Here is a 25,422-nt window from a genome sequence, read left to right as displayed (position 1 = left end):
GGTCTTTTTTTGCGTTATAGGGACAATCTCTTGGCTCATATGATGGGCTGAGGTGATACGCAGATGCATGTTACGTTTGAACCGTCAGAATCTAATGACAGACTCCGATTGGACTGTTATCATTATCTCTATCAAAAATACGGGAGGATACAGCATGATCGGAATACTGGCGAGGGTATCAACAGAGGAACAAGCGCGGACGGGGTACTCCATCGACTACCAGATTCGGGAAGGGATCAAGAAAGCAGGGACGAGTGATATCAAGAAGTATATTGATGATGGCTATTCAGGAGAGTTTCTGGAACGTCCTGGCCTGACTCAGCTGCGAAAAGATGTAAAAGAAGGGTTAATCACCAAAGTTATATGTCTGGACCCAGACCGGCTCGCGCGTAAACTCATGCTGCAGCTTATCGTTACAGATGAGTTAGAAAAAAACGGCGCGGAGCTTGTATTTGTCAGTAGCGAATATGCAAAGACCCCTGAGGGACAACTGTTCTATAGTATGCGTGGTGCTATATCCGAATTTGAGAAAGCAAAAATCAATGAGCGTATGAGTAGTGGACGACGCGAAAAAGCCCGTAAAGGAAAGGTGGTAAAAAACTCATTTACCTATGGTTATGACTACGATAAAGAAAAAAGCGAGTACGTGATCAATGAGGAAGAAGCACGTGTCGTCCAGCTGATATTCGAATTGTTCACAAAGCCGAATCAGATCGCCAAAGGCATGAACGGGATTGCACGATACCTCACGGACAACCTCATACCTACGAAACGCGGAGCTGAGGTTTGGCACAGGAACGTTGTAAGGCAAATCCTAATGAAAGAAGCCTACACTGGACGCATGCCACAGAATAAGTGGGATACAGAAGGGATGCTTGGCAATAAATACCGTGCCCCTGAAGACAAAGTACCGATGACGCTGCGCCCCAAAGAAGAATGGATTTACGTAGACGTGCCGCAAATCATATCTCATGAAAAGTTTGAGCATGCTCAGAAACTCATTGGTGAATCTCGGCGCCGCCACACCAAGGAATCCTTGAACCAGTACCTGTTGTCTGGCCTGTTACGTTGTACGAAATGCGGCAACACCATGACCGGACGTAAAGCGAAAAACTGGGGTAAATATGTCTATGAATACACTGACAAAAAGAATTCTGTCGGCGCCAAAGAAAAGGGATGCGGCCGGAAGATTGCCTGCGCTAAAATAGATGATTTGGTTTGGGACACGATCCTGAACTGGCTGAACAACCCGGACGAAATTGCTGCAGCGGTAGAAGAAACACAGGTTGCTTATATGGACAATGAAATCGAGCGCGTTGAACAGGACATTGAGAAAACAAAGGCAGCACGCAAAAGAGTCATTAAACTATTCTCGTCCGATCTGGGTATTGGGGAAGAAGAGATCAGGGAGGAGCTTAGGGAGCTGTCCGAACGGGAAGAGGCCCTGTCCAAGCGTCTGATGGAGTTGCAAAGTAAACAGGAGGACGAACAGCGTTTTGAGAGCAGCCGGAACATCATGTCCGAAACTCTGGAGTATTACCTGGACCGCAACCCGGATGAATTGACGTTCGATGATAAACAGACATTAATCAGGATGGTAGCAAAGGAGATTCTGGTGTACGAAGACGAGGTGAAAATCATTCCGTTCTAGCGCCACTATTGTTATTAGAATAGAAATCCTGATGCATCTGCGTTCCCTGAAGAAAACACGCAAAGACGTATCTCTGCATGACCCCATTGGTACCGATAAAGAGGGGAATGAAATTACGTTAATTGATATCCTCGGCACCGAAGCCGATGATGTGGTAGATCGTGTTCAGCTAAAAATTGAGAAAAGCAAAATTTATCGCAATCTGGATATACTCGATGATCGGGAGAAGGAAGTCGTGATCGGTCGCTTTGGCCTGGAGGCTGGCGGAGAGGAGCGCACCCAACGCGAGATTGCCAAGGAGCTGGGTATTTCACGCAGTTATGTGTCTCGAATTGAGAAACGGGCGTTAATGAAGCTGTACCATGAGTTCTATAAGCAGAAATAGATGTCAACTGTAGAGATGCATAAGATTAGAAGGGCGGCCTTTCGTTATGAAGGAGGGCGGTCCTTTTTTCGCCTTTTCCAGTTCTCAGGATGATCATTCCGTTATCTTCAACGATATGATCGATATGGTCCAAATGCGAAATAGCAAGTAATCAGCAGGAAATGACGGGTTAGTTCCAGTTCATTCATTGAACACTTTTGAAATAAAGAGACTAGACATCCATAGTGGTGCTTTTCTTTTGCAAAATACTTAAAGAAGAGATGAGGGTGACGTGACTTTCCTTGTTGCTTAAAGATACAAACTGTAACATTGTGGAATTTGACCAATTAATTAACTTCTGATGTTGCATTTGTGTTATAGTAATTAGGTAATATATTACATAGTAAGGAGATGTTTTGAGTAATGTTGAAATATAAAAAAGTTTTATTAGCATCATCCGCATTATTGTTATTTTCTTTGAGCGCTGGAATCGCTTCTGCTGCTGAAGCTCCAATTCAGTCGGTGACGAAAACGTCTATTTCTGCTAAGTTGCTTACTTATCAAATTAAACTTAGAGTAGGAGAGACGTATCAATTACCTTATGGCCGTAATTATATATATGTCCCCTACCAAGGAGGGTCTGGAGTTAATTATTTCAGTGTTTCAAGTACAGGATTGGTGACAGCATTGAGAGCTCCACTAACTCTTCCAGGTGAACCTATTGGATATGTAGGTGTCGTGCAAAATGGAGTAGCGGATATTGCTGAAGTATACATCGAGATTACTGACTAATTTTAATCCAAAACCATAATTTTTGAGAAAGCATCCTTCAGGGTGCTTTTTCTTTTGCCTTCATATGAGGAAATATCGTTTGCTTAATAACATTAGTCAAAAATAATAATTGGAATATTTAAGGGTATAATTTACACGCTGACTGACAAAACATCACCGCAACTATCTCCTGTTTTTCCGTGATTTTCTTAATCGTAAATCTCAAGCAATCGAAAACACAAAAGGCTCTACCAGCTTGTATGCTAGTAGAGCCTTCATTTATCTTACTGTGTATTCAAAAACCTGGTCCTTTACATTAATTGTGGCTTTTAACGGTTTGTCGCTTTTGGCAACCTCGTTTGGTATCTCCACTAAATAATATAGTGTGGTAGTTTTTAGAGGATTGACACTTGTGATGTTACTGTATGTAAAGTCTTTGCCTCCGTTTTCTTCAACAACACTGAAAGTCGGATAATCATATTGATTATCAAATAATAAAGAGACATTTGCAATTTCATCGGCATCGACACCAGAAGTATTTAGATTTTTTGCTTTTATGATGATAGCGAAATAGGTGGAATCTTCTTCCTTTGATTCGTAGTATGTATAGAAGCTACCTGGCTTTGAAGGTTCAATTTTCTGAGAAAATTTATGTTTGATTACTGAAACATCTGCATATCCATCAACTGTAACGGTATCCCCTTTTTTAATTTCAGACACATTGTTTTCTGGTTCTTGTTCAACAACCTCTTCAGATGTTTCAGCAGTGGTTTCTTCAGCTTTAGCCGTTTCAACTATCGGTGAAGCTTCTTCCACCTTGGATTGTGCGGTGCTGTTGTCCTTAGTCGCTGTCTTCTCCATTCCACAACCGCCGATGATCATTAATGCTGAAGTTACTAGAACTGCCATTTTCATTGTTCTGTTCAATTTGCTTCCTCCAATGTACGTATTATGGATATAGTCTATCAGACCTAGGTAAATGTTTCTATATATTTTTGAAATAATTTATAAAATTATAGGATTGGATTACTATAAGACTAAATTCGATAGCATAGGTAAAAAGTGCTTCACTGGCATTAGCGTTGGTGGTCATAGCCCCTTTTAAGTAGACAATAAAAAAAGAGATTTTATTTAAGCGGCGACTTTTTCCCTAAACTCAATCGGGGAGAGGTCGCCCAGTTTGTTTTGGAAATGTTCCATGTTGTAAAACAAAATGTACCCTGTAATTTGGATTCTTGCTTGCTCCAGATTTTGAGGTTTCTCCAAATACAGCTTCTCCGTCTTTAAGGAGAAGAACGACTCAATACAAGCATTGTCATAGCAGTTTCTACGCCGGGAATGGCATCCTGTAAGCTTCTTCTCTTCAAGTAACGTTTACTCATGATAGGGGTTCTTCTTATGTCCAAAAGAAGTCCATTTTTTGTTTACAGTCAGGCAGGATCAGGAATGGGGCAACGTGTCTCCTAAGCCTGCGCGCCCATGGCCGTGTACACACCTAGTCGGGCAAGACGGGTAAGCTGCAAAGCCATATGATGGGGAGAGTATACTTTGTTGTTTTCAAGCCATCGATGAATGATTCCGCTGGTGGAGAAGCTGAGATAATCCAGTAAAATGTCCAGCGGTACCTGAACCTTTTGATTCATTCCGAGTCGAGTTATCCGTTGAAAAAAATGGGCTTTAATCATCTCATTCAACCTTGTACTAAAATTGCCAACAGGATTGATCAGCAGCATGACCCGGTAGAACTCATCATGCTCAAAGATGTGTTCAAACAAGACCGCAAAAATCGGGTCAGGCTCGGCAAATGAGGGAACCTCATCGATGGCAGCACAACGTTCCTTGAGCACATCGTCCAACAACTGAAATTTCTCATTTACGATAGTATCGAGCAAATCCTCCTTGTCTATAAAGTGGGCATAGAACGTTGAGCGGTTGATGTTGGCTTGTTCTGCGATGTCTACCACACTGATGTCCGAGTAATTTTGCTTTGCCATAATGGTCAAAAAGGCTTCGGAGATCATGACACGAGTTCTGTGAATTCTTCGGTCCATGCTTCGGGATTCATTCACTTGTAATCACCTCGAATACAACAAATTGGGATGGATTGTTGGTTAAACAACACCGTTAAGATCCGTATTGAGTGCATCCATGGGAATGTGCTTGCAATACAGCCACCTTCAAATGAAGCTGAATTGTAGTTTATTTTGACGTTGCCCAACAGATCAAGGATTTGTGTTTGGTAACCGTCAAATCGGGAATGATTGATTGTTGCGCTCCAATGGATATTAGCTATGATAAACAATAAAACATAGCAAATCAATCGGAAAAATAAAATTTGATTAAGGGGTGACATTTTGAGGGGAGACACTTTCATATCCAGTCTGGAGGATGGGCGACGTGTCTGGCTCGAAGGGCAGCAGGTCAGGAATATTTCCGAGCATGAGGCTTTTAAAGGCACACTGTCTACCATCAGGCAGCTGTTTAACATGCTGGATGATCCTGTGCATCGGGAGCAAGTGGGCTATGCTCCTGATGGACAGGAGCGATATGCACACAGCTCATTTCTCGTTCCGTACACAGCAGCCGAGCTGAACAAGCGCAGTCAGTCCTTTGCGGTCTGGTCTTCCAGTACCAGTGGCATGATGAGCCGGTTATCTGACTATGCCCGTTCCCTGGTCACCGGGTGGTATGCTGCCCGGCACGAATTATCCGAGCTGGACCCGCGATTTGTGGACAAAATCAGTACCTATTACCACGAGGCCAGAGACCGCGACCTCTTTCTGACGACAGCGATCATTGATCCCCAGATTGATCGTTCCAGCGGGCTGGATGATGAGCGGATTGCAGAGCGATTTCTCCATGTGGTGAAGGAAACGTCGGAAGGCATTGTGGTCAGGGGAGCCAAAATGATTGCGACAGGTGCTCCGTATACACATGATTTTCTCATCTTTTCGTTCCTGCAATTCCAGAACAGACATCAGAAACATGCCCATGTCTTGATCGTACCCGCGAATTCACCAGGACTGCATATTGTGTGCAGGGAGTCGTTTGCTGATGCCAGAGAACGCAACCATCCACTCAGTGCACGATACGATGAGATGGATGCCGTCCTTTTTTTCGATGATGTTCTGATTCCTTGGGAAAGGGTGCTTCTCTACGGAGATTCGGACAAGGTGCTGAAACTTCGCGGGAACCGTACGGCCAATGGACTGGCTTTTCACCAAAATGTCGTGCGCTTTGTAGCCAAGCTGGAATTTGTCACAGGGGTGGCGTTTGCGGTAGCTGAGTCGATTGGAGTAACCGGATTTCTGCATATTCAAGAGAAACTGGGGGAGCTGCTGACACAGATTGACGTGATCAAGGCACTGATTATTGCAGCGGAGGCCAAAGCCGTGCCTGATGCGGCAGGCGTGCTCGTTCCTGATCTAACGTATGTGGAGACAGCGCGAAATTTGGGAACCAAATATTATCCACGGGCTGTCGAGATACTTCAACAAGTTGGCGCAGGCGGCTTTGTTCAGACCCCTTCCGGAATTGAGGACTTCTACGGTCCGATATCCGAACTTATGCATCTGTATTTTGAAGGTGCTGCGGTAAGTGCCGAGAAAAAAGTGGAGCTGTTCAAGCTGGCCTGGGATCTCATCGGCAGTCCGCTCGGCGCAAGACATCTTTTATATGAAAAATTTTATGCAGGTGATCCGATCCGTGGCATTGCATCCCATTACGTTCGACATGACAAACTGTCGTTAACAGCTCCTGTCTGGAAGCTGATTCAAGAGAAAAGCTAGAGCAGAGCTAGGGCAGAATAGCCATCATATGAGCAGGAGGAGAGAAAAAAATGGAATTGTTTTGGTTTATCCCGACACACGGGGACGGAAGATTTCTGGGCACCCGGGAAGGCGCCAGGGCAGTGACCTATCACTATTGCAAGCAGGTAGCACAAGCCGCCGATGAGCTTGGGTTTGCAGGGGTGTTGCTGCCTACGGGAAAATCATGTGAAGATGCCTGGATCGTTGCTTCCTCGCTGGTGTCGGTAACGGACAAGCTGAAATTTCTGGTCGCTGCACGTCCGGGGCTGATGCTGCCTACCACGGCGGCACGAATGGCGAGCACATTGGACCGCTTTTCCAAAGGAAGACTGCTGATCAATGTCGTAGCCGGAGGTGACCCGATCGAGCTTGAGGGAGACGGGGTATTCCTGGATCATGATGAGCGCTACGCATTGACAGATGAATTTCTAACCATATGGCGCAAGGAACTGGCTGGCGAAGAAGTCGATTTTGACGGCAAATATTTAAAGGTCCACGGCGGAGCGGTTCTGTATCCGACCATTCAGAAGCCTTATCCTCCGCTTTATTTTGGAGGCTCCTCTGATGCTGCCATGGAGGTGGCGGCCGAGCATGTGGATGTATACCTGACTTGGGGTGAGCCGCCTGACCAGGTAGAGGCCAAGATCAACCGAATGAGAGAGCTCGCTGCCAAAAAGGGAAGGAATCTGCGCTTCGGCATCCGACTTCATGTAATCGTCCGTCCAACCTCAGAAGAAGCCTGGCAGGCCGCGAATGACCTGATCGCTCATCTGGATGAAGAGACCATCGCTTCAGCCCAGAAAATCTATGCCCGCATGGATTCCGTCGGTCAACAGCGGATGGCCAGTCTGCATAACGGGGATCGTTCCAATCTGGAAATCAGCCCGAATCTGTGGGCAGGCATTGGGCTGGTCAGAGGCGGTGCCGGTACAGCGCTTGTAGGCGATCCCGACCAGGTTGCAGAGCGAATGAGAGAGTACGAGGCATTGGGCATTGAAACCTTTATTTTGTCGGGGTACCCGCATCTGGAAGAAGCCTACCGTACTGCCGAGCTGTTGTTTCCGAAGCTGAATTATGCACAATACGGGAACAACGGCGAACGGTCATTTATCAGTCCTTTTGGCGAGATGATTGCCAATAATACCCTTCCTGATCATGTGGTAAAAGCGCCTGCGGCTTCCAAATGATGCCGTCTGCTTTTTACGATATCTCCATTGAAAACATCATATTCTAGCCGATTAGACGAACTAAAGGCACCTCACATGTATAGGTTGAAGGTGTCTTTTTTGCTGCATTCCGCTCTGGTAGAGAGGGCCTTGGCCCTTGACTATAAATCATTCCATTGAAGAGGTGATTCAACATGTCCATGCAATTTGCGTATTGGGTTCCGAATGTAAGCGGCGGTCTGGTTATCTCCAGCATCCCGCAAAAAACAGGCTGGTCATTTGAGGATAACGCAAGGTATGCCAGAATCGCAGAAGAAGCGGGCTTTGATTATGCGTTATTGCAAACCAGATTTATGGCCAGCTATGGGGCTGAAAATCAACTGGAAGCCATTGCTCTGGCCTCTGCGCTCGCGGTGGTTACAGAACGTTTGAAGCTGATAGCGGCCATATTGCCAGGATTATGGCATCCCGGTCCGGTAGCAAAAGCGATCACGACGATTGATCATATCAGCCAAGGGCGGGTTGCCGTAAATATTGTCAGCGGCTGGTTCAAGGGTGAGTTTCATGGATTCGGAGAACCGTGGCTGGACCATAACGAGCGTTATCGTCGCTCCGAAGAGTTCATCCGTGTGCTGAAGGAGCTGTGGACGCAAGACCAAGCCAATCACCAGGGTGACTTTTACCGTATTCATGAAGCGCCGCACAAACCCAAACCTGTTGCACTTCCCCCCGTGTTTCAGGGAGGAAATTCGGCGGCTGCACGCGACATGGCTGCACGAGTCTCGGATTGGTATTTAATGAACGGGAATACCATCGATGGTTTCCGTACCCAGATCGAGGATGTGACCAAGCGGGCTGCGTCCTATAACCGTAAGCTGCGATTCGGAGTCAATGCATTTGCTATCGTGCGGGATACGGAAGAAGAAGCCGTGGAGGTACTGCGTCAGATTATTCGATATGCTGACCCCGAGGCCGTGGAGGGCTTTCGCAGTCAGGTTCAATTCGCAGGCAAAGCATCCCCTGAACAGGAGGGAATGTGGGCAAATTCGAATTTCGACGACCTGGTGCAATATAATGACGGGTTCAAAACAGGCTTGATTGGTACCCCCGAACAGGTGGCAGACCGCATCATTGCGTTGAAAAAGATTGGAGTAGACCTCGTTCTGATCGGCTTTCTTCATTACGATGAGGATATTCAGGCTTTCGGCGAGAAGGTCATCCCGCTGGTTAAAGAGAAGGAGGCTGCGCTGAACCGGGTTACGACTACCTGAGCAAACCATCAATTTTTAATAGATGGAATGAATTGAATTGAATTGAATTGGGTTGGATTGGCACTTCTGTATCCGTGTTATTGAGGGATGAATTTCTATTTTAATTAGAGGAGAGATGACGCAATGAGTATTCAATCAAACACGATCCACACCCTGCATGACTATGAGCAATTGAGAGCTGAAATTCGGGGCATTGTCGACGAAGTCATTAAACCACGTGCAGAGCTGATTGACCGTGAGGGACGCTTCCCGCGTGAGAATCTGGCCGTGCTTGCCGAGACCGGGTGGAATGGCGTGCTGATTCCCGAGCGCTTTGATGGACGCGGACTGGATCATGTTGCCTTTGCGATTGCGGCAGAAGAAATTGCCAAGGGATGCCCTTCGACTTCACTGGTGTATGTCATGCATGTCGGAGCTGTTCAGACAATAGCCCTCTACGGAAATGAGGATCAGAAGGAGCGCTGGCTAAAGCCGGTACGCAATGGGGCCATTGGTACGTACTCTACTAGCGAGCGCGCTTCGGGAGGTCACTGGTGGTTTAATTTCAGTGAGGCTTCCCGAGACGGAGAGGATTACATTTTGAATGCCGAAAAGTCGTTCACGACAAGCTCGGGACAAGCTGATTTTTATGTGACCCAGACCCGCACGCCAGGAGCACAGACGCCGACAGATGTGAGCTTTTTCCTTGTCGATGGACAACTGGAAGGCATTACTTCGGGGGTATGGGATGCACTCGGGGTTCGGGGGAACCATAGTGGCCCGATCACATACAAAGGCGTCCGGATTGCAGCTCAGGATAAACTAGGTACGGAGGGACAGGGGCGCGAAATTCTGGAAAGTGGTGTATCTCCCGTATATCTGATCGGTCTGGGCTCCACCTGGCTTGGAGTTGCCGAGGCAGCACTTGAGGCTGCATCCGAATATGTGAAGGGCATGGTTCATCGCGACTTTAACAAGCGCTTGGCTGACTACCAGATTATCCGCCAGCAGTTGGCTGAAGTGAAAGTGCTGGTCTCCAGCCTGAAGCCGTGGCAGTTATCTCTTGCGAAGCAGCTGGACGAACTTCAGGCACAGGGAAGACCGCAAGTCGAGCTGTTCCTGCAGCTGGTTGAGTTCAAAATTCATGCTGCGGAAGTTGCTAACAAAGCGACCAAAGCAGCGCTGGATGTTACCGGAGGTTATGGTTATAAAAAAGGCGTGTTTGAACGCCTCTTCCGTGACGCGCGTGCAGGCATCGCCATGGGTCCCTCCAACAACATTGCCAGAGAGTGGATTGGCAAGTCGCTGGTCGGTCTGCCGCTGGAGCTGTGGTACGAGGGAGGGGATTGATCCCCGCAACAAACTGAAAAAAGGTTAGGCAACTTCAAGCTGCTGTCTGTCTCAAACAGGCGGCAGCTTGTTTACATTCCACTGACCTCGATAATAATTGTAGTCATACACGAATCGAAATCCGCTTCATTATAAAAATAGTCAAATAAAAATAATCAAAAAGAATGATAGGTATTCGGGGAAGATTATTATATATTAGATGGTATATTATTTTGCATCACAGAGAGCATGCGCAGAAAGAGAGTGGTGGTGTACCATGCAGCAAGAAACGTTAACAAGGGGTCTGAAAAACAGACATGTACAGCTGATGGCAATTGGAGGGGCGATCGGAACGGGTTTGTTTCTCGGGGCGGGCAAAACAATCCAGCTAACCGGTCCATCCATTCTGCTGGCGTACATCATTACAGGCATTGTATTATTCCTGATCATGCGGGCGCTTGGAGAGCTGCTGCTGAGCAATTTGCAGTATCATTCCTTTGTCGATTTTGTTCGTGATTACCTGGGAAATATGGCGGCGTTTATCACAGGCTGGACCTACTGGTTCTGCTGGATTTCCATCGCGATGGCAGATATTACGGCAGTGGGCTTATATACACAGTTCTGGTTTCCCAATATCCCTCAATGGATGCCGGGATTAATTGCACTGGTCATTTTACTTGTAATGAACCTGGCGACGGTCAAGCTGTTCGGGGAGATGGAATTCTGGTTTGCTCTCATTAAAGTGCTCGCTATTCTGGCATTGATCGTAGTGGGACTGTATATGATCTTTACCGGATTTACAACCAATCAGGGATCGGCAAGCTTTACTAACCTGTGGAGTCACGGGGGATGGTTTCCCAATGGAATGCACGGCTTCATCATTTCGTTCCAAATGGTTGTTTTTGCTTTTGTGGGGATGGAGCTTGTAGGGCTTACCGCGGGAGAAACGGAAAATCCGGACAAGGTCATTCCCAAAGCCATTAATCAGATACCGATTCGTGTGCTGCTTTTCTATGTAGGAGCTTTGCTCATTATCATGAGTATCTATCCATGGAATGCGATTGTGCCAACGGAAAGCCCGTTTGTACAGGTATTTGCAGCGGTAGGTATTGCGGCAGCAGCCGGAGTGGTTAATTTTGTCGTGCTGACATCGGCGGCATCGGCCTGTAACAGTGCGATTTTTAGTACAAGCCGGATGATCTATTCCATGGCCAAGGATCAAAATGCACCTGAATCCTTTGCACGTGTTAATCAGAGAAAGGTTCCAGCCAATGCACTTTATTTCTCCACGATTGTCATTTTTATCGCGATTGTGCTTAATTATGTGATGCCGGAAGGTGTATTTACACTGATCACAAGTGTGTCTACCGTATGTTTCATTTTTGTCTGGGGCATCATGGTCATCTGCCATATGCGTTACAAGCGCACTCGCCCTGATCTGGCGCGTCAAAGTCGTTTCAGACTGCCGTTATATCCGTTTTCCAATTTGTTGATTCTGGCATTTCTGGCCTTTGTCATTATTGTATTGGCGCTTGCAGAGGATACGCGTGTGGCATTGTTTGTTACACCTGTGTGGTTCCTGATCGTTTCGGTCATTTATATGTTGAAAAAAAGAGTGAAGCAGTAACAGGAATCCTCTGTACGTGATATACAACAAAAAGCGAAAGAGCAATCTCGAATGAGGCTGCTCTTTCGCTTATTTTTGAGCCGGGCTCACGGAATAAACGCAGTTTCTTCCTCCGGCCAGAATGTATTCTCCCCGCTCAATCTGAACGTCCTCTCCCAGAACCGTTTTGAATAGTTGCAGCTCATTTCTGCATAACCCCGTACATACAGCGGCTGCGGCACAGATGGGACAATGCTTTTCAATGAACAGGAGACTTCCGTCATCCTGCTCCTTTACTTCCGCCATGTAACCCTCCATCGTGCGAATTTCGGCGAGCTTGTCCAATTTGGACTTGATATCCGATGCACCTTCAAGATGCCGGGCATACTGCACCTGCATGTTCTGATTGCGAACAGCGAGCAGCTGATCCAGCCCGGTCTCTCCAAAAGCTTCTTTCATGGATTGAATCAGGCTGACGGACAATTCGGAATAACCGCTGGGGAAAAAGCGATCGGCCGCAGGCGTCAATATCCATAATTTCGTTGGACGTCCCATGGGGCGGGCTTCTTCGATATGAGTAACAAAGCCTTCTTCCTTCAAGCCGTTGAGGTGTTGACGAATCGCCATTCCCGATAGTGAAAATTGAGAGGAAAGGGACACCACATCCATTCCGCCTTGCTGCTTCAATGCATCAATAATAGCTCGTCGGGTGCGAGTTGAGACATCCTTTTTAGCCTGGTTTCCGCTCATGATGTTGCCTCCTTTGAAGCAAGAAACGATGATTCACTACATTTTAAATAAAAATGTTGACAAAGTCAAAGAGGAACGTTAGTTTATACATTGTAAACAAAAATGTTTAATAAGTATCCGGTCCATACGAAATACGATACGTGTATACATACTCTTTGCTGTACCAATGTTAACGTATTTAGTTCTAATAACAGGAGGGAATGGCTCGCCAGAGGGGGTCCGATGATTGCCTAACGAGAACAGAGAAAAACTTTTTACAGCTTACCACCTGATTGGAACGAAGTGGACGATCCATATTTTATTTGTGCTTTCTCAGGGACCGAGGAAATTCAGTGAGCTTGCCAGAGGCATACCTTTGATTTCGGAGATGGCTCTTACCAGAAGATTACAGGATCTTCAACAGAATGGTTTGGTTCAGAAGACATGTTTTGCAGATCGCAAACCAATTTTCTATGAACTTACACCCAGAGGAGCTGCACTTGCGAACTTTATCCCTTTTCTGGTGGAATGGGCATTGCTCCATTAAAGGTGCGTATTTATAGCGGATTCAAGATCTGGACAGTATCTTTAAACTAGGGGGAGTTAAGAATGAACATTGAGGTTAGCACCAGAGCATCTCATCATATTAAACAAATTTTATCCTGCGCCAATAATCAGTCTTCTTTTCTGCGAATAGGTGTGAGTGAAGGCGGTTGCAGCGGTTTATCCTATACGCTTGTTGTGGAAGATCAGCAGACAGAAGAAGATATCGTACTGCATAAAGATAATTTCAACATATTGGTTTACCCAGCCAGTGTCCCGTACGTTGATGGTTTGAAGATCGACTATGAAGAAAGCGGCATGACAGGAGGGTTCACGATGGACAATCCCAATGCCAAAGCGTCGTGTGGATGCGGAGCCAGCTTCCGAATAGCTCGAGATCGCGGCAAGGTTCAGCCGTGTGATTAAACAGAGAAAAGAGAGCTGTCCCATAGTAAAGTTTGTCGATTAGAGACAGCTCTTGCCTGGTGATAATTTAATCTAATCAAGCCATTCCAGCATGATATCAACAACTTCTTTATAACGCTGGCCAACAAGCAGGCCTGTATGCGTTGTATCCCGGAGTCCGGCATACTTTGCTCCAAGCTGATCCGCAGTTAACTGGCCTCTTCGATCCTCGTCCTCGGACGACACGGCTTTGATTACTAGAGAGGCACAGGTGATTCGATTCCCGTTGATGGATATGCCTTCTGCCCCGCAGAGGACAGAGAAGGTACGGAAAGCTTTTGCAGATTCCATCTGCAGGTACCGACGTTGAAAAGCGATATCTTCCGTGGATTCGTCAATCGTTGCAAGCTCCTCACGTAAAGGTGCTGGCATAATCATTCCCGGTTGAATTCGGTCCGCTGCTGGATAGGGCAGGGCGTCATGGATTTCTTTGCTTATACTGGTGTCAATGATAATTAATCCTGCCAATTCAGCAGTTTCTGCAATCTTTTGGCTGAGTATGCCACCCATGCTGAAGCCGATCAGGACAGGAGGTTCATGCATCAGGGACAACACCTCGCGAATATCCTCCAGGTAATCCTCTACCGTAATACGACTCAGATCCAGCACCCGGCTTTTATAATGACTTCTCAGATTCATCGCATAACAGTCCCATCCCTGCTCCACAAAATGAGGGATATATTTGCTCCACATCCAGCTGCCCGTGTATGCCCCGTGAACAAATAACAGAGGCGCACGCGTAGTTCCTGTGGCAGAGTCAGATGCCTTACTTCCTTTATATACTTCCATGTAAAGGTCATGCTTTCCGATCCGGTGCGCCTCATGTTCAGGCAAGTATTGTGTGTAATCCGTCATATAAAATGCTCCTTTTCAATTTAGTTTGATATCAAACTATTATTGTAAAAAAATTAAAGTCAAACAAACGAAGCACTATCCATATCGGCTGTATGACCTTGCTTTTTTAAAAGTTGTCGTGAATTTTGATTAAAATGCGAAGCAATTCCTGTTTTTCCTCGTCTGTAATTCCTGCATAGAAGGTATCCAGCATTCGCTGTGATATATCCTCAAAGACCGGTTTTAACGCTTCTCCCTTGGCAGTTAATGTTACATACACGATACGTGAGTCTGCTGCATCGCGATCTTTAGCAACATATCCGGTTCGCACCAGTTTATCTACAAGCGCAGTTACCGTGGATTTGTCCTTGCGGATTTTTTGGGCAATCTCGGCCATGGTCAACCGCTGATGGTTGTAAAGGGCATAGATGATATCCCCATGGGATGTAGCCAGATCGTGGATGCCCTGTGCCGCCATTTCGGTCAAAATAAAACGACTGGTTTTCTCTTTAATTTTGGAAATAAGTGAAACAGCATCTCTTGTTTTCATACACCTAATATAGTTTGATATCAAACTAATGTCAAGCATAGACTCGAAAACAGGGGAAGAAGTCTTCCTTGTTCCCGGGTCCATCCATGCATGAACGTAATTCACTTGTGCAGTAAATGTTAAGTTACCAGACTATTGGATCGGATTAGCCTTCATTTCTTTTTCCATTTTTTCAATACCGTCGATAATTTGATATCCGTATCCCCAGAACTGGCTGAAATCGGTCACGTAGATTTGTTTGTTCTGAATAGCCTTCATGCTTTGCAGCGCAGGGTTGGCATACAGATTCTGAATCAGCTTGTTGATATCGGGTGATCCGCTGTAAGCCGAGAGCAGCAGGTAATCCGGATTGGCTGTAATCAACTGTTCTACGCTAACCTCGCCTTGTACGCCCTCAAATGTATTTTTCAGCTTCAACAGGCTGAGTGCATCAAGCTGATACGTATCGTTCTGCATGCTGCTTACGGTAATGCTGTCTTCTGTAGCGGGTACAATATACGCAAAGCTGTGCTCCGGCTGATCAGCGACACTGGCTTTGATCGCCTCTGCCCGTGCTTTCAGGCTGTCGATAAATTGTGTGGCTTTATCTTGCACGTCAAAAATCTTACCTAGCTGTGCAATGTCGTTGTAAAGACTCTCCAGTGTTCCCTTGTGATTGGTCGTTTGCATGAAGGTACGGATGTTCATCTCATTTAGTCCGTCTACGCTTCCCACGCCCCAGTCGGCGTCAGCAAACAGATCACCTCGTCCAAAGACCAGATCCGGGCTGGCCCCAACAACAAGCTCTTTACCCACATAATTCTCGGACAGCACTGGAATTTTGGCGAATTCTTCAGCTACATCGGGTGTTACAGCGCCATAAAGTGCAGCAACTCCGACCATTTTATCCGTCAAGCCCAGCTTGATCAGCATTTCGGCAGCCGATTGAGTATTGGCAACAACGCGCTCAGGTGCTTTATCAAATACCTGTGCTTTGGGTTTCCATTCTCCGCCTTCACCAGACATAGCGAAGTTTTCTATGGTAAGCGGATAGGTCGTTTGATTGGCGGTTTCCGCAGGTGCAGCAGCTTCGGTTGTCCCAGCTTGGGAAGTCGTATCTTCGGCTGTCGATGGTGCAGACGTATTGGATGAGCACGCCGACAACAGCAGTAATAACAGAGTTAATGCGGCAAAGAAAGTAGTTCTGGACGAGCATTTCAACATGATAATAACCCCTTTTGTTTGTATGGTAATTGACAAGGATAATCATTCTCAATTATAATCCGGGAAAATACTTTGTAAATAGCTAATTTAAGTTTCGCACAATTTTAATAGAATTCATGGGGGAAGAAATGGCACAGACGAGGCAGGCTGGGACACAGCACTTGGGGAAAAAAGAATCCCTGATTCACAGCAAAACAGGCTTTACACTACTTATTGCAGCATTAATCGTGATGGTACTGATTTCGGCAGGTATCGCGGTCTCTATTGGACAAGTTCGTATTCCGCTCGGAGAGTCCTACCGTATTCTTTTAGCCAAAATAACGGGAATGGAGTGGGGAGGCAAGCCGCTGGCAGCAGGCTCCTTCACGGATATTATCTGGCAGATTCGCTTCCCGCGTGTATTGATGGCGATGTTTATCGGTGCGGGTCTCGCCTTATGTGGTGCGGTTATGCAGGCGGCTGTGCAGAATCCATTGGCGGACCCTTACATCCTTGGTATTTCCTCAGGAGCCTCTCTCGGAGCAACCTTTGCCATTCTCATCGGATTTGGTGCGATTAGCTGGCTAGGACAGACGGGAGTTGCCTTTTGGGCGTTTGCCGGAGCCATGGGGGCCTCTTTGCTTGTTCTGACACTGGCCGGTATTCGGGGCAAAATGACGTCAGTCAAGCTGGTGCTTGCGGGTATGGTTATTAATGCACTGTGCAGTGCATTTTCCAACTTTATTATCTATTTTGCGAATAATGCCGAGGGCATCAAAACAGTCACATTCTGGACGATGGGCAGCCTTGCCGCTTCCGGGTGGAACAAGCTGCCGCTAATAGGCATGGTCGTGCTCACGGCGATATTGTTTTTCCTGCTTCAATCCCGTGTGTTAAATACAATGCTGTTGGGCGATGAAGCGGCGGTCACCTTGGGCATTAACCTGAGTGTCTATCGCAGATTGTATATGATCTTAACGGCACTCGTGACGGGTGTGATGGTTGCTAGCTGCGGCATGATCGGTTTTGTCGGATTAATCATTCCTCATATCGTGAGAGGTATTGTTGGCTCGGATCATCGTAAAGTGATGCCTGTTTCGGTATTGTTTGGCGCGATATTTCTGATCTGGACAGACGTCATTGCGAGATCGCTCATTTCCAGCGTTGAACTGCCTATCGGCATTATTACGGCGATGATTGGTGCACCGATGTTTATGTATATGCTTGTCAAAAAAGGCTATGGCTTTGGAGGAAAATAACATGCAATTAACGGTCGATAACATATGCTTTTCCGTGCAGGATACGGATATCGTGCGTGATATTTCACTTCAGGTGAGAGAGAAACAATTCGTCGGCTTGATTGGACCGAACGGCTGCGGCAAATCGACGCTGCTCAAAAGCATTTATAAAGTCATCAAACCGAAGCACGGCAGCGTTATGCTGGGAGACACCGATATTCTGAAATCGAGTCCCAAAGTCACGGCCAGGCAGATGGGGGTTGTAGGTCAGTTTAACGAGTTAAGCTTTGATTTTACCGTGCGTGAGATGGTTATGATGGGACGTACACCGCACAAAAAGCTGCTGGAGGCCGATAATGCAAAGGACGAGCAGATTGTGGAGATGGCACTGGAAAAAGTGCAGCTGACCGGACATGCAGGCCGCAATTATACGTCTCTGTCCGGCGGGGAGAAGCAGCGTGTCATTCTGGCTCGTGTACTCGCTCAGCAACCGGAATTTTTGATTCTGGACGAGCCGACCAATCATCTGGATATCAAGTACCAGCTGCAAATATTAAATATTGTTCGCGGACTGGATATCGGCATTCTGGCTGCGCTGCATGACCTTGAACTTGCGGCAGCTTACTGTGATTATCTTTATGTGGTGAAGCGTGGACAAGTTGTTGTTCATGGTACTCCCGCCGATATTTTGACTCGTGAGATCATTGGCGAGGTATTTGAGGTGGAATGTGAGATTTACCAAAATCCGGTCACCGGAGGTTTGGGAATTGCCTATTTGAGCACACGATAACCTGGAAACTGGAGGCTTATAACATTTATTCCAGCCTGGAGTCCACTTGATGTGAATGCTTCCCGCTGCTGACCTCTTCAAAAATATTAGCCGAATTTTCATCTTCACTTCCACGGTTTGCCGAATCCTCACTCTGCTTCTCTTCGGACAGTTGTTCAAACAGAGGCAACTCTTTACTGGATCGAGTCAAGCCATAGCTTTGCAATAATTGCTCCAGATCTTTTACAGTGACGGGACGCGCTTCCGGTTTCAGAACATAGCCAAGCTGACCATTCGGTTCAACGGTCGCCGTTTCCAGGTCATTTACACTGCGGATTCCAGCCTGTCTTAGATGCATCTCGAGCTGATCTATCGTATACCGCATTCGTTTCAGATTTCCAATAATAACTTCCCCATTCTCTACAACGACTTTGGAGCTGCCGCTCATCAAACGTTCGAACAGATTGGATTTCATCTGTAACTGCTCCACAACGAGCAAAGTTACAATAAATACGGCTGCGGAGCCAATCGCTTTGCCCAGTTCATGATTGGCAATCGGCTGTACGATGGTTGTACCGATCGAGATCATAATAACGGTTGTTGCCACACTCATCTGTGAGATGGATTTACGCCCTGCAATGCGCAGCAGAATCATGCCAACGAGAACAAGCAAGACGGATTTCCAGATCCAATCCATGCAAAGCATCCTTTCTTTTCCTTAATAGACGTTAATTATTAGACTGTTCCAGGAGGAATTGGATTATACGAAGCGGAGTCATCTTGATCCATAAACGGCACTAACACTTAACCCGTAACAAACTTTCATTTTACCTGCTCCATCGTTTACAATAAGATATTGATGCAGTGAACAAAGGAGCGGTTACGCATGGCAAAACCAAAATATTACGTGGTATGGGAAGGCAAGAAACCGGGCGTATACAGCACTTGGGCGGAATGTAAGGCTCAGACGGATCAATATGCCGGAGCCAAGTATAAATCATATGAATCCAGGGAAGCCGCTGAAACGGCATATCGCGCCGGATGGAAGGGCAACTGGGGATCGAGCGCAGGCGGAGCTGGCAGTGCTTCCAAGCTCAAGTCCAAGTCGGGCAGCAGCAGAAGTGCAGGGATGGAGACCTCGGAGGAGGTGGATTATGACAGCATTTCTGTCGATGTAGGAACCCGCGGCAACCCGGGTCCGGTCGAGTACAAAGGGGTCGATACACGCACAGGCGAAGTGCTTTTTTCCGTTGGGCCGATCTCGAAAGGCACGAATAATCTGGGTGAATTTCTGGCTATTGTGCATGCACTGGCTTATCTCCAGAAACAAGGCAGCAGCAAAACGGTATATACAGACTCGGTGAATGCGATGAAGTGGTTAAAGCAGAAGAAGGTTGCCACCACGCTGCCACGGGACAACTCAACAGAAGAGATCTGGCTAATGATTGATCGGGCGGAGCAATGGCTTCGCACGCATACGTATTCGAACAAAGTGTTAAAGTGGCAGACGAAACAGTGGGGCGAGATCAAGGCGGATTACGGCCGGAAATGATGATTTTCAAACGGAAACAAAAAAAGCTGGCATTGTCTATTAGAATCGATATTTACAATTTCCAATTTCCATTCTATAATCATCAGCATATGATAAGTCACACATATGGAGGAGCCTGTCATTCATTTACGGGCCCTCCTTATCTTTTTGGATCGGGGATGCCCCGGTCTGGTCACTTGAAACAGGTGAGCCGAGTATACATTTGCAGGAGGCAGACATGAGTTCCATTTATAGAAGTGAAGAAGGAAAGAGCAGTATTCTGGAGGAGTACGAGGTTTATTTGAGTGAGCTGGGTGAAGGAATTACAAGGGAGTATGTGGAGACACGTTTTGGCAGAACGCATGTATTGCTGACCGGGCCAGAAGATGGCAAGCCATTATTTATTCTTCAGGGCGGCAATTGTGTGAATCCGATGACCCTGTCCTGGTTCTCTTCCTTATTCCAATCCTACCGGATTATTGCGCCTGATACGATTGGTCATCCGGGCTATAGCGAGGAAACGAGCATTTCGGCACGTTTTGACAGCCTGGCTTTATGGGTATCCGATCTGTTGGACCACTACGAGATTGAAAAAAGTGCGTTTATCGGTCCTTCTTTTGGCGGCGGCATTATTCTCAGACTGGCTACGTATATTCCGGAGCGGATTGCATGCTCGGTGCTGGTGGCTCCGGCGGGTCTTGCGGTGAATTCCAGAATGAAAACCGTTCATGACATTACACTTCCACTCGTGAAATATCGGATGACTTCTTCGCCGGCTTCTTTGCAAAAAATAACGGATAACCTGTCATGCCATTGTATGAAGGAAGCGGACAAAAATCTGATCGGCAAAATATTCAAGCATGTCAGTCTGGAGCAGGATTTGCCTAAGCTGGCGGAGCGGGAAGAGCTTGAAAATTATAGTTCGCCTACATTGCTTCTGGTTGGAGAGAAGGATGTCTTTTTCCCAGGGGATAAATGTATTGACCGTGCCCGGCAGATTATTCCGAATGTGCAGGCGGTCAAATATGATACGGGACATTTCCCTTCTCAGGACGTGCTGCAGGAGATGAATGCGGAGATTCAGCAGTTTCTGAACAAACATTATTAAGTAACAACAGCAGAAGCATCAGGATAGCAGAATAGACAGTTTGAGGAAACGTAAACAACTGAAACGTGGGGCAATTCGTCTTTTAACAAATTAGATTAACGAAATTGCCCCTTCTGTCGATACTATTTATAGAAGAGAGCGTATATATCTTTGAATAGCCAATGGAAGCTTGGACAAATATGCACATTCTGTAAGCAATGTTTCAAACGACGTGATTGGGTTTATATAGATGGTTGGCGATGAATTGCCATCCGTCTGGACGCATCCATACTGAGTTTACGAAACAATTTGCGGTTATGCGGCAAGTCTTCCAATCGACAAGGTTGAAAAGAGGTTTGTTATGAAAAAGGATAAGTGGAATATGGCCTTGCAGCGCAATGTCATTTTAAACGATACATATCAGGTTAGACAGGTTCTGACCAGCAGTGAGCTGGCGATTGTATATGCAGGGCGGAATCGGCATACAGGCGCCAAAGTGGCGATCAAGGAGTTTTTCCCCCATCAATTGGCTGCACGTCAGACGGATAAACGTACGGTTTTTTGCGCAACACGTGGATATGGAGGGCAATTTCAGGAGCTGCTGTCAGCATTTCTGCAAGAAGGAGAGCTGCTGTCTTCACTTAAACACCCACACATCATCGGGTACGTGGATCATTTTGAGTCTAATGATACCGGATATCTGATTACCGAATATTGTACGGGCACAACCCTGACTGATTATTTGAATGAGCGCGACCATGCACTGGAGCCGGGTTTTATTACCGATACGCTGCTGCCGCTCGTGGATACACTCGATTATATACATAAACAAGGCATTCTTCATCGGGATGTCAAACCTTCCAACATCATGGTAATGGAGGATGGTACGCCCAAATTGCTTGATTTTGGTTCAGCTGTGCGCTGGCCGATGCCGTCCGGGGTAAAGCCGGCTATATTTACCTCCAAAGGATATTCACCGCTTGAATTCTATTCGGAGAAATCCGAGCAGGGACCGATGTCAGACATCTACAGCTTGTCTGCGCTGCTTCATTACTGGACATGCGGTCAGCCGCCAATGGATGTGAAGCAGCGTTTATTTAGTGATGAGCTGCCCTCGGTACGCAAGCATAATGAACATGTGACTCCATGGCTGGCAAGGGTTATTCACTGGGGGCTAATGGTTCGTTCAGAGAAACGGTGTACCTCCCTGACCTGGGTGAGAACATCCCTGCGTGTTCAGGCTTTGGTGTGGAAGGTCCGCAAGCCAGGCAAGATAGAATGGAAGTTTGAGGATAACGAGCATACTCAGATATTCGAGCCAGAGCCGAAGAAGCAGCACGAAACGGCCTGAACACTAAGATAGCATTATGAACCAGATCGACTCTACATCGAGAAGATTTGGTTTTTTACTATATTAATTTATTATAATTTTTGGTAGGGGCTGCTGATCCAATCGTTGGCGATGAAATCAAACAGGAGATGAGACTATGAGAGAACTTGGGAAAGAAGAAGATAAGAAAGAGTTCAGGACTGATGAGCTTGAAAATGACGCTATTTTGGCTTCGGCGGCGAGTGAACTGGAGCAGATGGTGAATCAGGTCTGCGAACGGATTGGAACACCGCTTCATGAGACGACCGAACTGCAGCGCCAGGTGCTTGCTGCTTTTGTTTTTGGCGCAGTATACAGCATCACTCATCGGGATCGACTGGCTGAACCGCAGGCTCATGCGCTGAGCATTCGAATGCTCATCAAGCCGTTCAACTATAGTGAACAGCAGGCCGTTGATTTTGTGGATGATCTGATCCGTGTCGCATCAAATGAAGAGACTCATCCAGTAATGAACACCATTATCCATCGCGGGATTAACGGGCATGTTCAATTTGCACAGGAGGATTACGAAGCGCTGGGTCGCAATATTCAGGAGATTTTGGCCGCAGTTCAGCAATAAAATGGGGAGGTGGATGTTATGGATTATATGAAATTAAGCAAAGAGCTTTCTTACGCTTTGCGACATGCCCCATGGGAATACGAGCTTGAGCTGCACGAAGAAGGATGGGTTGATATTTCACAATTGCTCATCGCTCTGCACGAAAGTCCACAGTGGCGTGACGTTACGGAGAAAGACCTGGAACAAATGATTGCAGATTCGGAGAAAAAGCGGCATGAGATCCATGCAGGCCGAATTCGTGCGCTTTATGGTCACTCCACTCCGCAGAAAATAATCAAATTGGCTGCTCAGCCTCCGGAGTTGCTGTACCACGGTACACCTGTACGTGCGGTCTCCTCTATTATGGAGCATGGTTTACAGCCACGGCAGCGACAGTATGTACATCTGTCTGCAGATATTGAAACGGCACGCAAGGTCGGACAGAGGCGTGACGGTCAGCCAGCTATTCTGCGAGTGAAGGCCGGGCAGGCCGCACGTGAGGGTATCCTCTTTTACCATGGCAATGAGAATATTTGGCTGGCTGACATTATTCCCGCACGTTATATTGAGCAGGATCAAGCTGATAGCTAGATAAAATCATGGTGCAGATGTTGTTCAAAGTGAAAGCTGTATTCAATGTAAGCAAGCAAGCGAAAAGGGTTGTTCCCCGTCAACTTATGACGTATGGAACAACCCTTTTTTGAATGCCGATACCTTGGCATCGGGCTGCAAGCAGCTCAAAGCAGGTCTGATTTATTTGGCAAGAATAGCTTTGAAACCTTCACTTAACGGTTGAGCAGGACGGCCGAGCAAAGTTTCCAGTGCATCACTTTCAACAGCGAGCGCACCTTGGCGGATGGCAGCTTGCATATCAACCAGCATGGATACCACAAAGTCTGGCAGGCCCGCACCTTTCATAATGTCCGCATAAGCAGCATCGTCTACATTTTGTACATGAACTTCCTGTCCCAGCACTTCACCTGCAATCGCAGCAAGCTCAGCTTGTGTGCGCAGCTTGCCAGATAATTCATAGACCTTGTTCTCATGTCCTTCACCTGCAAGTACAGCAGCAGCGGCTTCCGCATAATCACGGCGGGTAGCCCAGCCAACCTGACTGTCATTGGTGGCATGTACCCAAGGCGCACCATGTATTACGGCCTGCGCACTGCCAGCCTCGTTTTCAAGGTACCAGTTGTTGCGCAGGAATGTATAAGGGATGCCAGATTCGCGAATAGCCTGTTCTGTCTTGCGGTGTACCTCGGCCAGGGAGAGCGGGTTATGTTCTGCATTGACAACACTGGTATAAGCAATGAAACCAACGCCTGCTTGTTTCGCAGCATGAACGGCATTCTGGTGCTGACGAATCCGTGTCTCGTTATCTCCATCTGTGGAGATGAGCAGCAAACGGTCAACGCCGGCGAAGGCTTTTGCTAACGTTTCAGGCTGATCGAAATCACCTTGTCGAACGTCTACGCCCTGGGAGCGCAATGCTTCTGCTTTTTCCGGTGAACGTACACTTACCGCCAGATCTGCGGCAGTATTCGTTCTCAGCAGCGCTTCAACCACGAGTGAACCAAGATGACCTGTTGCACCTGTAACTAACATCTTCATTTTATTTTCCTCCTATAATGTCGTTTGAGCATCTACTTCGTGAGCCGTCTAACTATCCTGAAAAATGATATGTACAGCTCTAAGAAAGCAGCTGTGGATGTGTGAATGTTTATCTATGTAACTATAATAGTTACAAAATAATGTGTTGTCAATTTTTATTATAGCTAAAGTCGACTAAAAGATTCTGAATATAAGGAGAAACGAATCAACCAGTGGTTATTAAATTTTTTTAAGCATGCAATAAATGAGTTGTGGTCCTTTAGGAGTGTTAAAAAAGAAACATTTTTTGAGTCATTGTTTGTAAAAATGGTAAATTTGAACCAAAAATTTCAAGTTATAATGGCCTAAATGTAATTTATTGATTGCGTATAAGGGAAGGTAATTGTAAAAAACTTCGACAAATTAGAAAAATATGTACGAATTGACAAATGTAAAAGCGATTATATAATGTGGATATCTACAAATTAGTGTATTTAGTTACAAATGATTCCAAAAAAACTAAGTGGCAGGAGTGAAACAGCAATGTGGTTTTTAGTTCTATGGTTGTTTGGACTTATTTCAGGGGCAGTTCATCTCTGGATGCTAGGGTTTCCTGGTGAAATGAGCGAGATTAGCAGGGTGTTGTTGCTTCATCAGTTTGTCGTTACCTTTGGACTTGTAGGTATCATTGGTTATGTGGTTAACATTGCAAGGGCAGATCAAACAGCCAAAATGTTAGGTTGGCCGGGCGGACCATTCCAGGTCAAATACGGATTTTCACAAGTTGGTCTTGGGGTTATGGGTATAATGGCCATCTGGTTTCAGGGAAATTTCTGGGTTGGTGTATTGGTTACGATGTACATATACGGTTTAAGTGGTCTTTGGTCACATACTTATGTCATGATTAAAAATCGCAAGGCAGACGGAGACAGTATTGGTAATCTGATTATGGACGTTGTCTACCAGGCTTTTATTACGGTTCTCTCTATATTGGCCGGCGGCATTTGGGTCATGAGCTAGATCGTAACCG

25 protein-coding genes and 2 pseudogenes are annotated in these 25,422 nt (G+C 46.4%); 18 read left to right on the top strand and 9 right to left on the bottom strand.

Translation table 11 applies throughout. From position 1 onward, the window contains the following. Nucleotides 1-154: 154 nt before the first annotated feature. The 3 genes and pseudogenes from IEW26_RS04040 to IEW26_RS04030 all read left to right on the top strand — a co-directional run bounded on the left by IEW26_RS04040 (nucleotide 155) and on the right by IEW26_RS04030 (nucleotide 2,807). Nucleotides 155-1,651, top strand: a complete 1,497-nt coding sequence (locus IEW26_RS04040; RefSeq protein ID WP_188591316.1) for a recombinase family protein — start codon at nucleotides 155-157, stop codon at nucleotides 1,649-1,651. A 13-nt stretch (nucleotides 1,652-1,664) separates the two neighbouring features. Next, nucleotides 1,665-2,036, top strand: a pseudogene (locus IEW26_RS04035) (sigma-70 family RNA polymerase sigma factor); the annotation flags it as partial. Between the two features lie 402 nt (nucleotides 2,037-2,438). Continuing rightward, nucleotides 2,439-2,807, top strand: coding sequence for a hypothetical protein (locus IEW26_RS04030; protein WP_188591315.1), 369 nt, complete (start codon nucleotides 2,439-2,441; stop codon nucleotides 2,805-2,807). 258 nt (nucleotides 2,808-3,065) lie between these two features. Here the strand turns inward: IEW26_RS04030 and IEW26_RS04025 are convergent, their stop codons facing one another. The 3 genes and pseudogenes from IEW26_RS04025 to IEW26_RS04015 form a co-directional block, all read right to left on the bottom strand. Then, complete coding sequence (locus IEW26_RS04025; RefSeq protein WP_229729635.1) at nucleotides 3,066-3,713, bottom strand: bZIP transcription factor; 648 nt, start codon at nucleotides 3,711-3,713, stop codon at nucleotides 3,066-3,068. Nucleotides 3,714-3,917: 204 nt separating this feature from the next. Then, a pseudogene (locus tag IEW26_RS30225) lies at nucleotides 3,918-4,154 on the bottom strand (IS3 family transposase); the annotation flags it as partial. Nucleotides 4,155-4,249: 95 nt separating this feature from the next. Next, complete coding sequence (locus tag IEW26_RS04015; protein ID WP_188591313.1) at nucleotides 4,250-4,855, bottom strand: TetR/AcrR family transcriptional regulator; 606 nt, start codon at nucleotides 4,853-4,855, stop codon at nucleotides 4,250-4,252. A 285-nt stretch (nucleotides 4,856-5,140) separates the two neighbouring features. Between IEW26_RS04015 and IEW26_RS04010 the strand changes: the two genes are divergently transcribed. From IEW26_RS04010 to IEW26_RS03990, 5 genes are all read left to right on the top strand, one after another. Beyond that, nucleotides 5,141-6,574, top strand: a complete 1,434-nt coding sequence (locus IEW26_RS04010; protein ID WP_188591312.1) for a 4-hydroxyphenylacetate 3-hydroxylase family protein — start codon at nucleotides 5,141-5,143, stop codon at nucleotides 6,572-6,574. A gap of 50 nt (nucleotides 6,575-6,624) precedes the next feature. Beyond that, nucleotides 6,625-7,782: an FMNH2-dependent alkanesulfonate monooxygenase gene (gene ssuD / locus IEW26_RS04005; RefSeq protein ID WP_188591311.1), complete on the top strand. Its 1,158-nt coding sequence runs from the start codon at nucleotides 6,625-6,627 to the stop codon at nucleotides 7,780-7,782. A 173-nt stretch (nucleotides 7,783-7,955) separates the two neighbouring features. Then, nucleotides 7,956-9,032: a dimethylsulfone monooxygenase SfnG gene (gene sfnG / locus IEW26_RS04000; protein ID WP_188591310.1), complete on the top strand. Its 1,077-nt coding sequence runs from the start codon at nucleotides 7,956-7,958 to the stop codon at nucleotides 9,030-9,032. Between the two features lie 123 nt (nucleotides 9,033-9,155). Next, nucleotides 9,156-10,361, top strand: a complete 1,206-nt coding sequence (locus IEW26_RS03995) for an acyl-CoA dehydrogenase family protein (protein ID WP_188591309.1) — start codon at nucleotides 9,156-9,158, stop codon at nucleotides 10,359-10,361. 256 nt (nucleotides 10,362-10,617) lie between these two features. Then, a complete protein-coding gene (locus IEW26_RS03990; protein ID WP_188591308.1) occupies nucleotides 10,618-11,967 on the top strand; it encodes an amino acid permease in 1,350 nt (449 codons plus the stop codon). 69 nt (nucleotides 11,968-12,036) lie between these two features. On the opposite strand, the gene IEW26_RS03985 is transcribed toward IEW26_RS03990, so the two are convergent. Beyond that, a complete protein-coding gene (locus tag IEW26_RS03985) occupies nucleotides 12,037-12,696 on the bottom strand; it encodes a helix-turn-helix transcriptional regulator (RefSeq protein ID WP_188591307.1) in 660 nt (219 codons plus the stop codon). Between the two features lie 226 nt (nucleotides 12,697-12,922). Here IEW26_RS03985 and IEW26_RS03980 point away from each other — a divergent pair, with 226 nt between their 5' ends. Continuing rightward, a complete protein-coding gene (locus IEW26_RS03980; protein WP_188591306.1) occupies nucleotides 12,923-13,222 on the top strand; it encodes a winged helix-turn-helix transcriptional regulator in 300 nt (99 codons plus the stop codon). Nucleotides 13,223-13,284: 62 nt separating this feature from the next. After that, nucleotides 13,285-13,644 (top strand): HesB/IscA family protein, encoded by a 360-nt coding sequence (locus tag IEW26_RS03975; RefSeq protein WP_188591305.1) that lies wholly within the window; start codon nucleotides 13,285-13,287, stop codon nucleotides 13,642-13,644. A gap of 72 nt (nucleotides 13,645-13,716) precedes the next feature. On the opposite strand, the gene IEW26_RS03970 is transcribed toward IEW26_RS03975, so the two are convergent. The 3 genes from IEW26_RS03970 to IEW26_RS03960 all read right to left on the bottom strand — a co-directional run bounded on the left by IEW26_RS03970 (nucleotide 13,717) and on the right by IEW26_RS03960 (nucleotide 16,270). Continuing rightward, nucleotides 13,717-14,538, bottom strand: a complete 822-nt coding sequence (locus IEW26_RS03970) for an alpha/beta hydrolase (protein WP_188591304.1) — start codon at nucleotides 14,536-14,538, stop codon at nucleotides 13,717-13,719. Nucleotides 14,539-14,644: 106 nt separating this feature from the next. Then, nucleotides 14,645-15,067, bottom strand: coding sequence for a MarR family winged helix-turn-helix transcriptional regulator (locus tag IEW26_RS03965; RefSeq protein WP_188591303.1), 423 nt, complete (start codon nucleotides 15,065-15,067; stop codon nucleotides 14,645-14,647). Nucleotides 15,068-15,199: 132 nt separating this feature from the next. Further along, complete coding sequence (locus tag IEW26_RS03960) at nucleotides 15,200-16,270, bottom strand: ABC transporter substrate-binding protein (RefSeq protein ID WP_229729634.1); 1,071 nt, start codon at nucleotides 16,268-16,270, stop codon at nucleotides 15,200-15,202. 128 nt (nucleotides 16,271-16,398) lie between these two features. Between IEW26_RS03960 and IEW26_RS03955 the strand changes: the two genes are divergently transcribed. Both IEW26_RS03955 and IEW26_RS03950 read left to right on the top strand, forming a co-directional pair. Further along, nucleotides 16,399-17,508, top strand: a complete 1,110-nt coding sequence (locus tag IEW26_RS03955) for a FecCD family ABC transporter permease (protein ID WP_188591302.1) — start codon at nucleotides 16,399-16,401, stop codon at nucleotides 17,506-17,508. Nucleotide 17,509: 1 nt separating this feature from the next. After that, nucleotides 17,510-18,277 (top strand): ABC transporter ATP-binding protein, encoded by a 768-nt coding sequence (locus IEW26_RS03950; RefSeq protein WP_188591301.1) that lies wholly within the window; start codon nucleotides 17,510-17,512, stop codon nucleotides 18,275-18,277. 25 nt (nucleotides 18,278-18,302) lie between these two features. Here the strand turns inward: IEW26_RS03950 and IEW26_RS03945 are convergent, their stop codons facing one another. Further along, a complete protein-coding gene (locus IEW26_RS03945) occupies nucleotides 18,303-18,953 on the bottom strand; it encodes a DUF421 domain-containing protein (RefSeq protein WP_229729633.1) in 651 nt (216 codons plus the stop codon). A gap of 189 nt (nucleotides 18,954-19,142) precedes the next feature. Between IEW26_RS03945 and rnhA the strand changes: the two genes are divergently transcribed. The 5 genes from rnhA (at nucleotide 19,143) to IEW26_RS03920 (ending at nucleotide 23,393) form a co-directional block, all read left to right on the top strand. Further along, nucleotides 19,143-19,808, top strand: a complete 666-nt coding sequence (rnhA, locus tag IEW26_RS03940; RefSeq protein ID WP_188591299.1) for a ribonuclease H — start codon at nucleotides 19,143-19,145, stop codon at nucleotides 19,806-19,808. A gap of 217 nt (nucleotides 19,809-20,025) precedes the next feature. Then, nucleotides 20,026-20,895 (top strand): alpha/beta fold hydrolase, encoded by an 870-nt coding sequence (locus tag IEW26_RS03935; RefSeq protein WP_188591298.1) that lies wholly within the window; start codon nucleotides 20,026-20,028, stop codon nucleotides 20,893-20,895. Nucleotides 20,896-21,235: 340 nt separating this feature from the next. Beyond that, a complete protein-coding gene (locus tag IEW26_RS03930; RefSeq protein ID WP_188591297.1) occupies nucleotides 21,236-22,225 on the top strand; it encodes a serine/threonine protein kinase in 990 nt (329 codons plus the stop codon). Nucleotides 22,226-22,361: 136 nt separating this feature from the next. Beyond that, on the top strand, nucleotides 22,362-22,823 hold the full coding sequence (imm48, locus tag IEW26_RS03925) for an Imm48 family immunity protein (protein WP_188591296.1): 462 nt from the start codon (nucleotides 22,362-22,364) through the stop codon (nucleotides 22,821-22,823). 18 nt (nucleotides 22,824-22,841) lie between these two features. After that, nucleotides 22,842-23,393 carry an RNA 2'-phosphotransferase gene (locus IEW26_RS03920; RefSeq protein ID WP_188591295.1) on the top strand — a complete coding sequence of 184 codons (552 nt, stop codon included), beginning with the start codon at nucleotides 22,842-22,844 and terminating at the stop codon, nucleotides 23,391-23,393. A gap of 162 nt (nucleotides 23,394-23,555) precedes the next feature. On the opposite strand, the gene IEW26_RS03915 is transcribed toward IEW26_RS03920, so the two are convergent. Continuing rightward, nucleotides 23,556-24,413 (bottom strand): SDR family oxidoreductase, encoded by an 858-nt coding sequence (locus tag IEW26_RS03915; protein ID WP_188591294.1) that lies wholly within the window; start codon nucleotides 24,411-24,413, stop codon nucleotides 23,556-23,558. Between the two features lie 522 nt (nucleotides 24,414-24,935). On the opposite strand from IEW26_RS03915, the gene IEW26_RS03910 reads away from it, so the two are divergent. Continuing rightward, nucleotides 24,936-25,412: a DUF6790 family protein gene (locus IEW26_RS03910; protein ID WP_167433881.1), complete on the top strand. Its 477-nt coding sequence runs from the start codon at nucleotides 24,936-24,938 to the stop codon at nucleotides 25,410-25,412. The last annotated feature ends 10 nt before the right edge of the window (nucleotides 25,413-25,422 follow it).

Origin of the sequence: Paenibacillus silvae, assembly GCF_014639235.1 — a bacterium.
Classification (GTDB): Bacteria; Bacillota; Bacilli; order Paenibacillales; family Paenibacillaceae; genus Paenibacillus; species Paenibacillus silvae.
The sequence above is the reverse complement of the archived record's forward strand: the minus strand, read 5'-3'. Positions and strand labels throughout refer to the sequence as shown.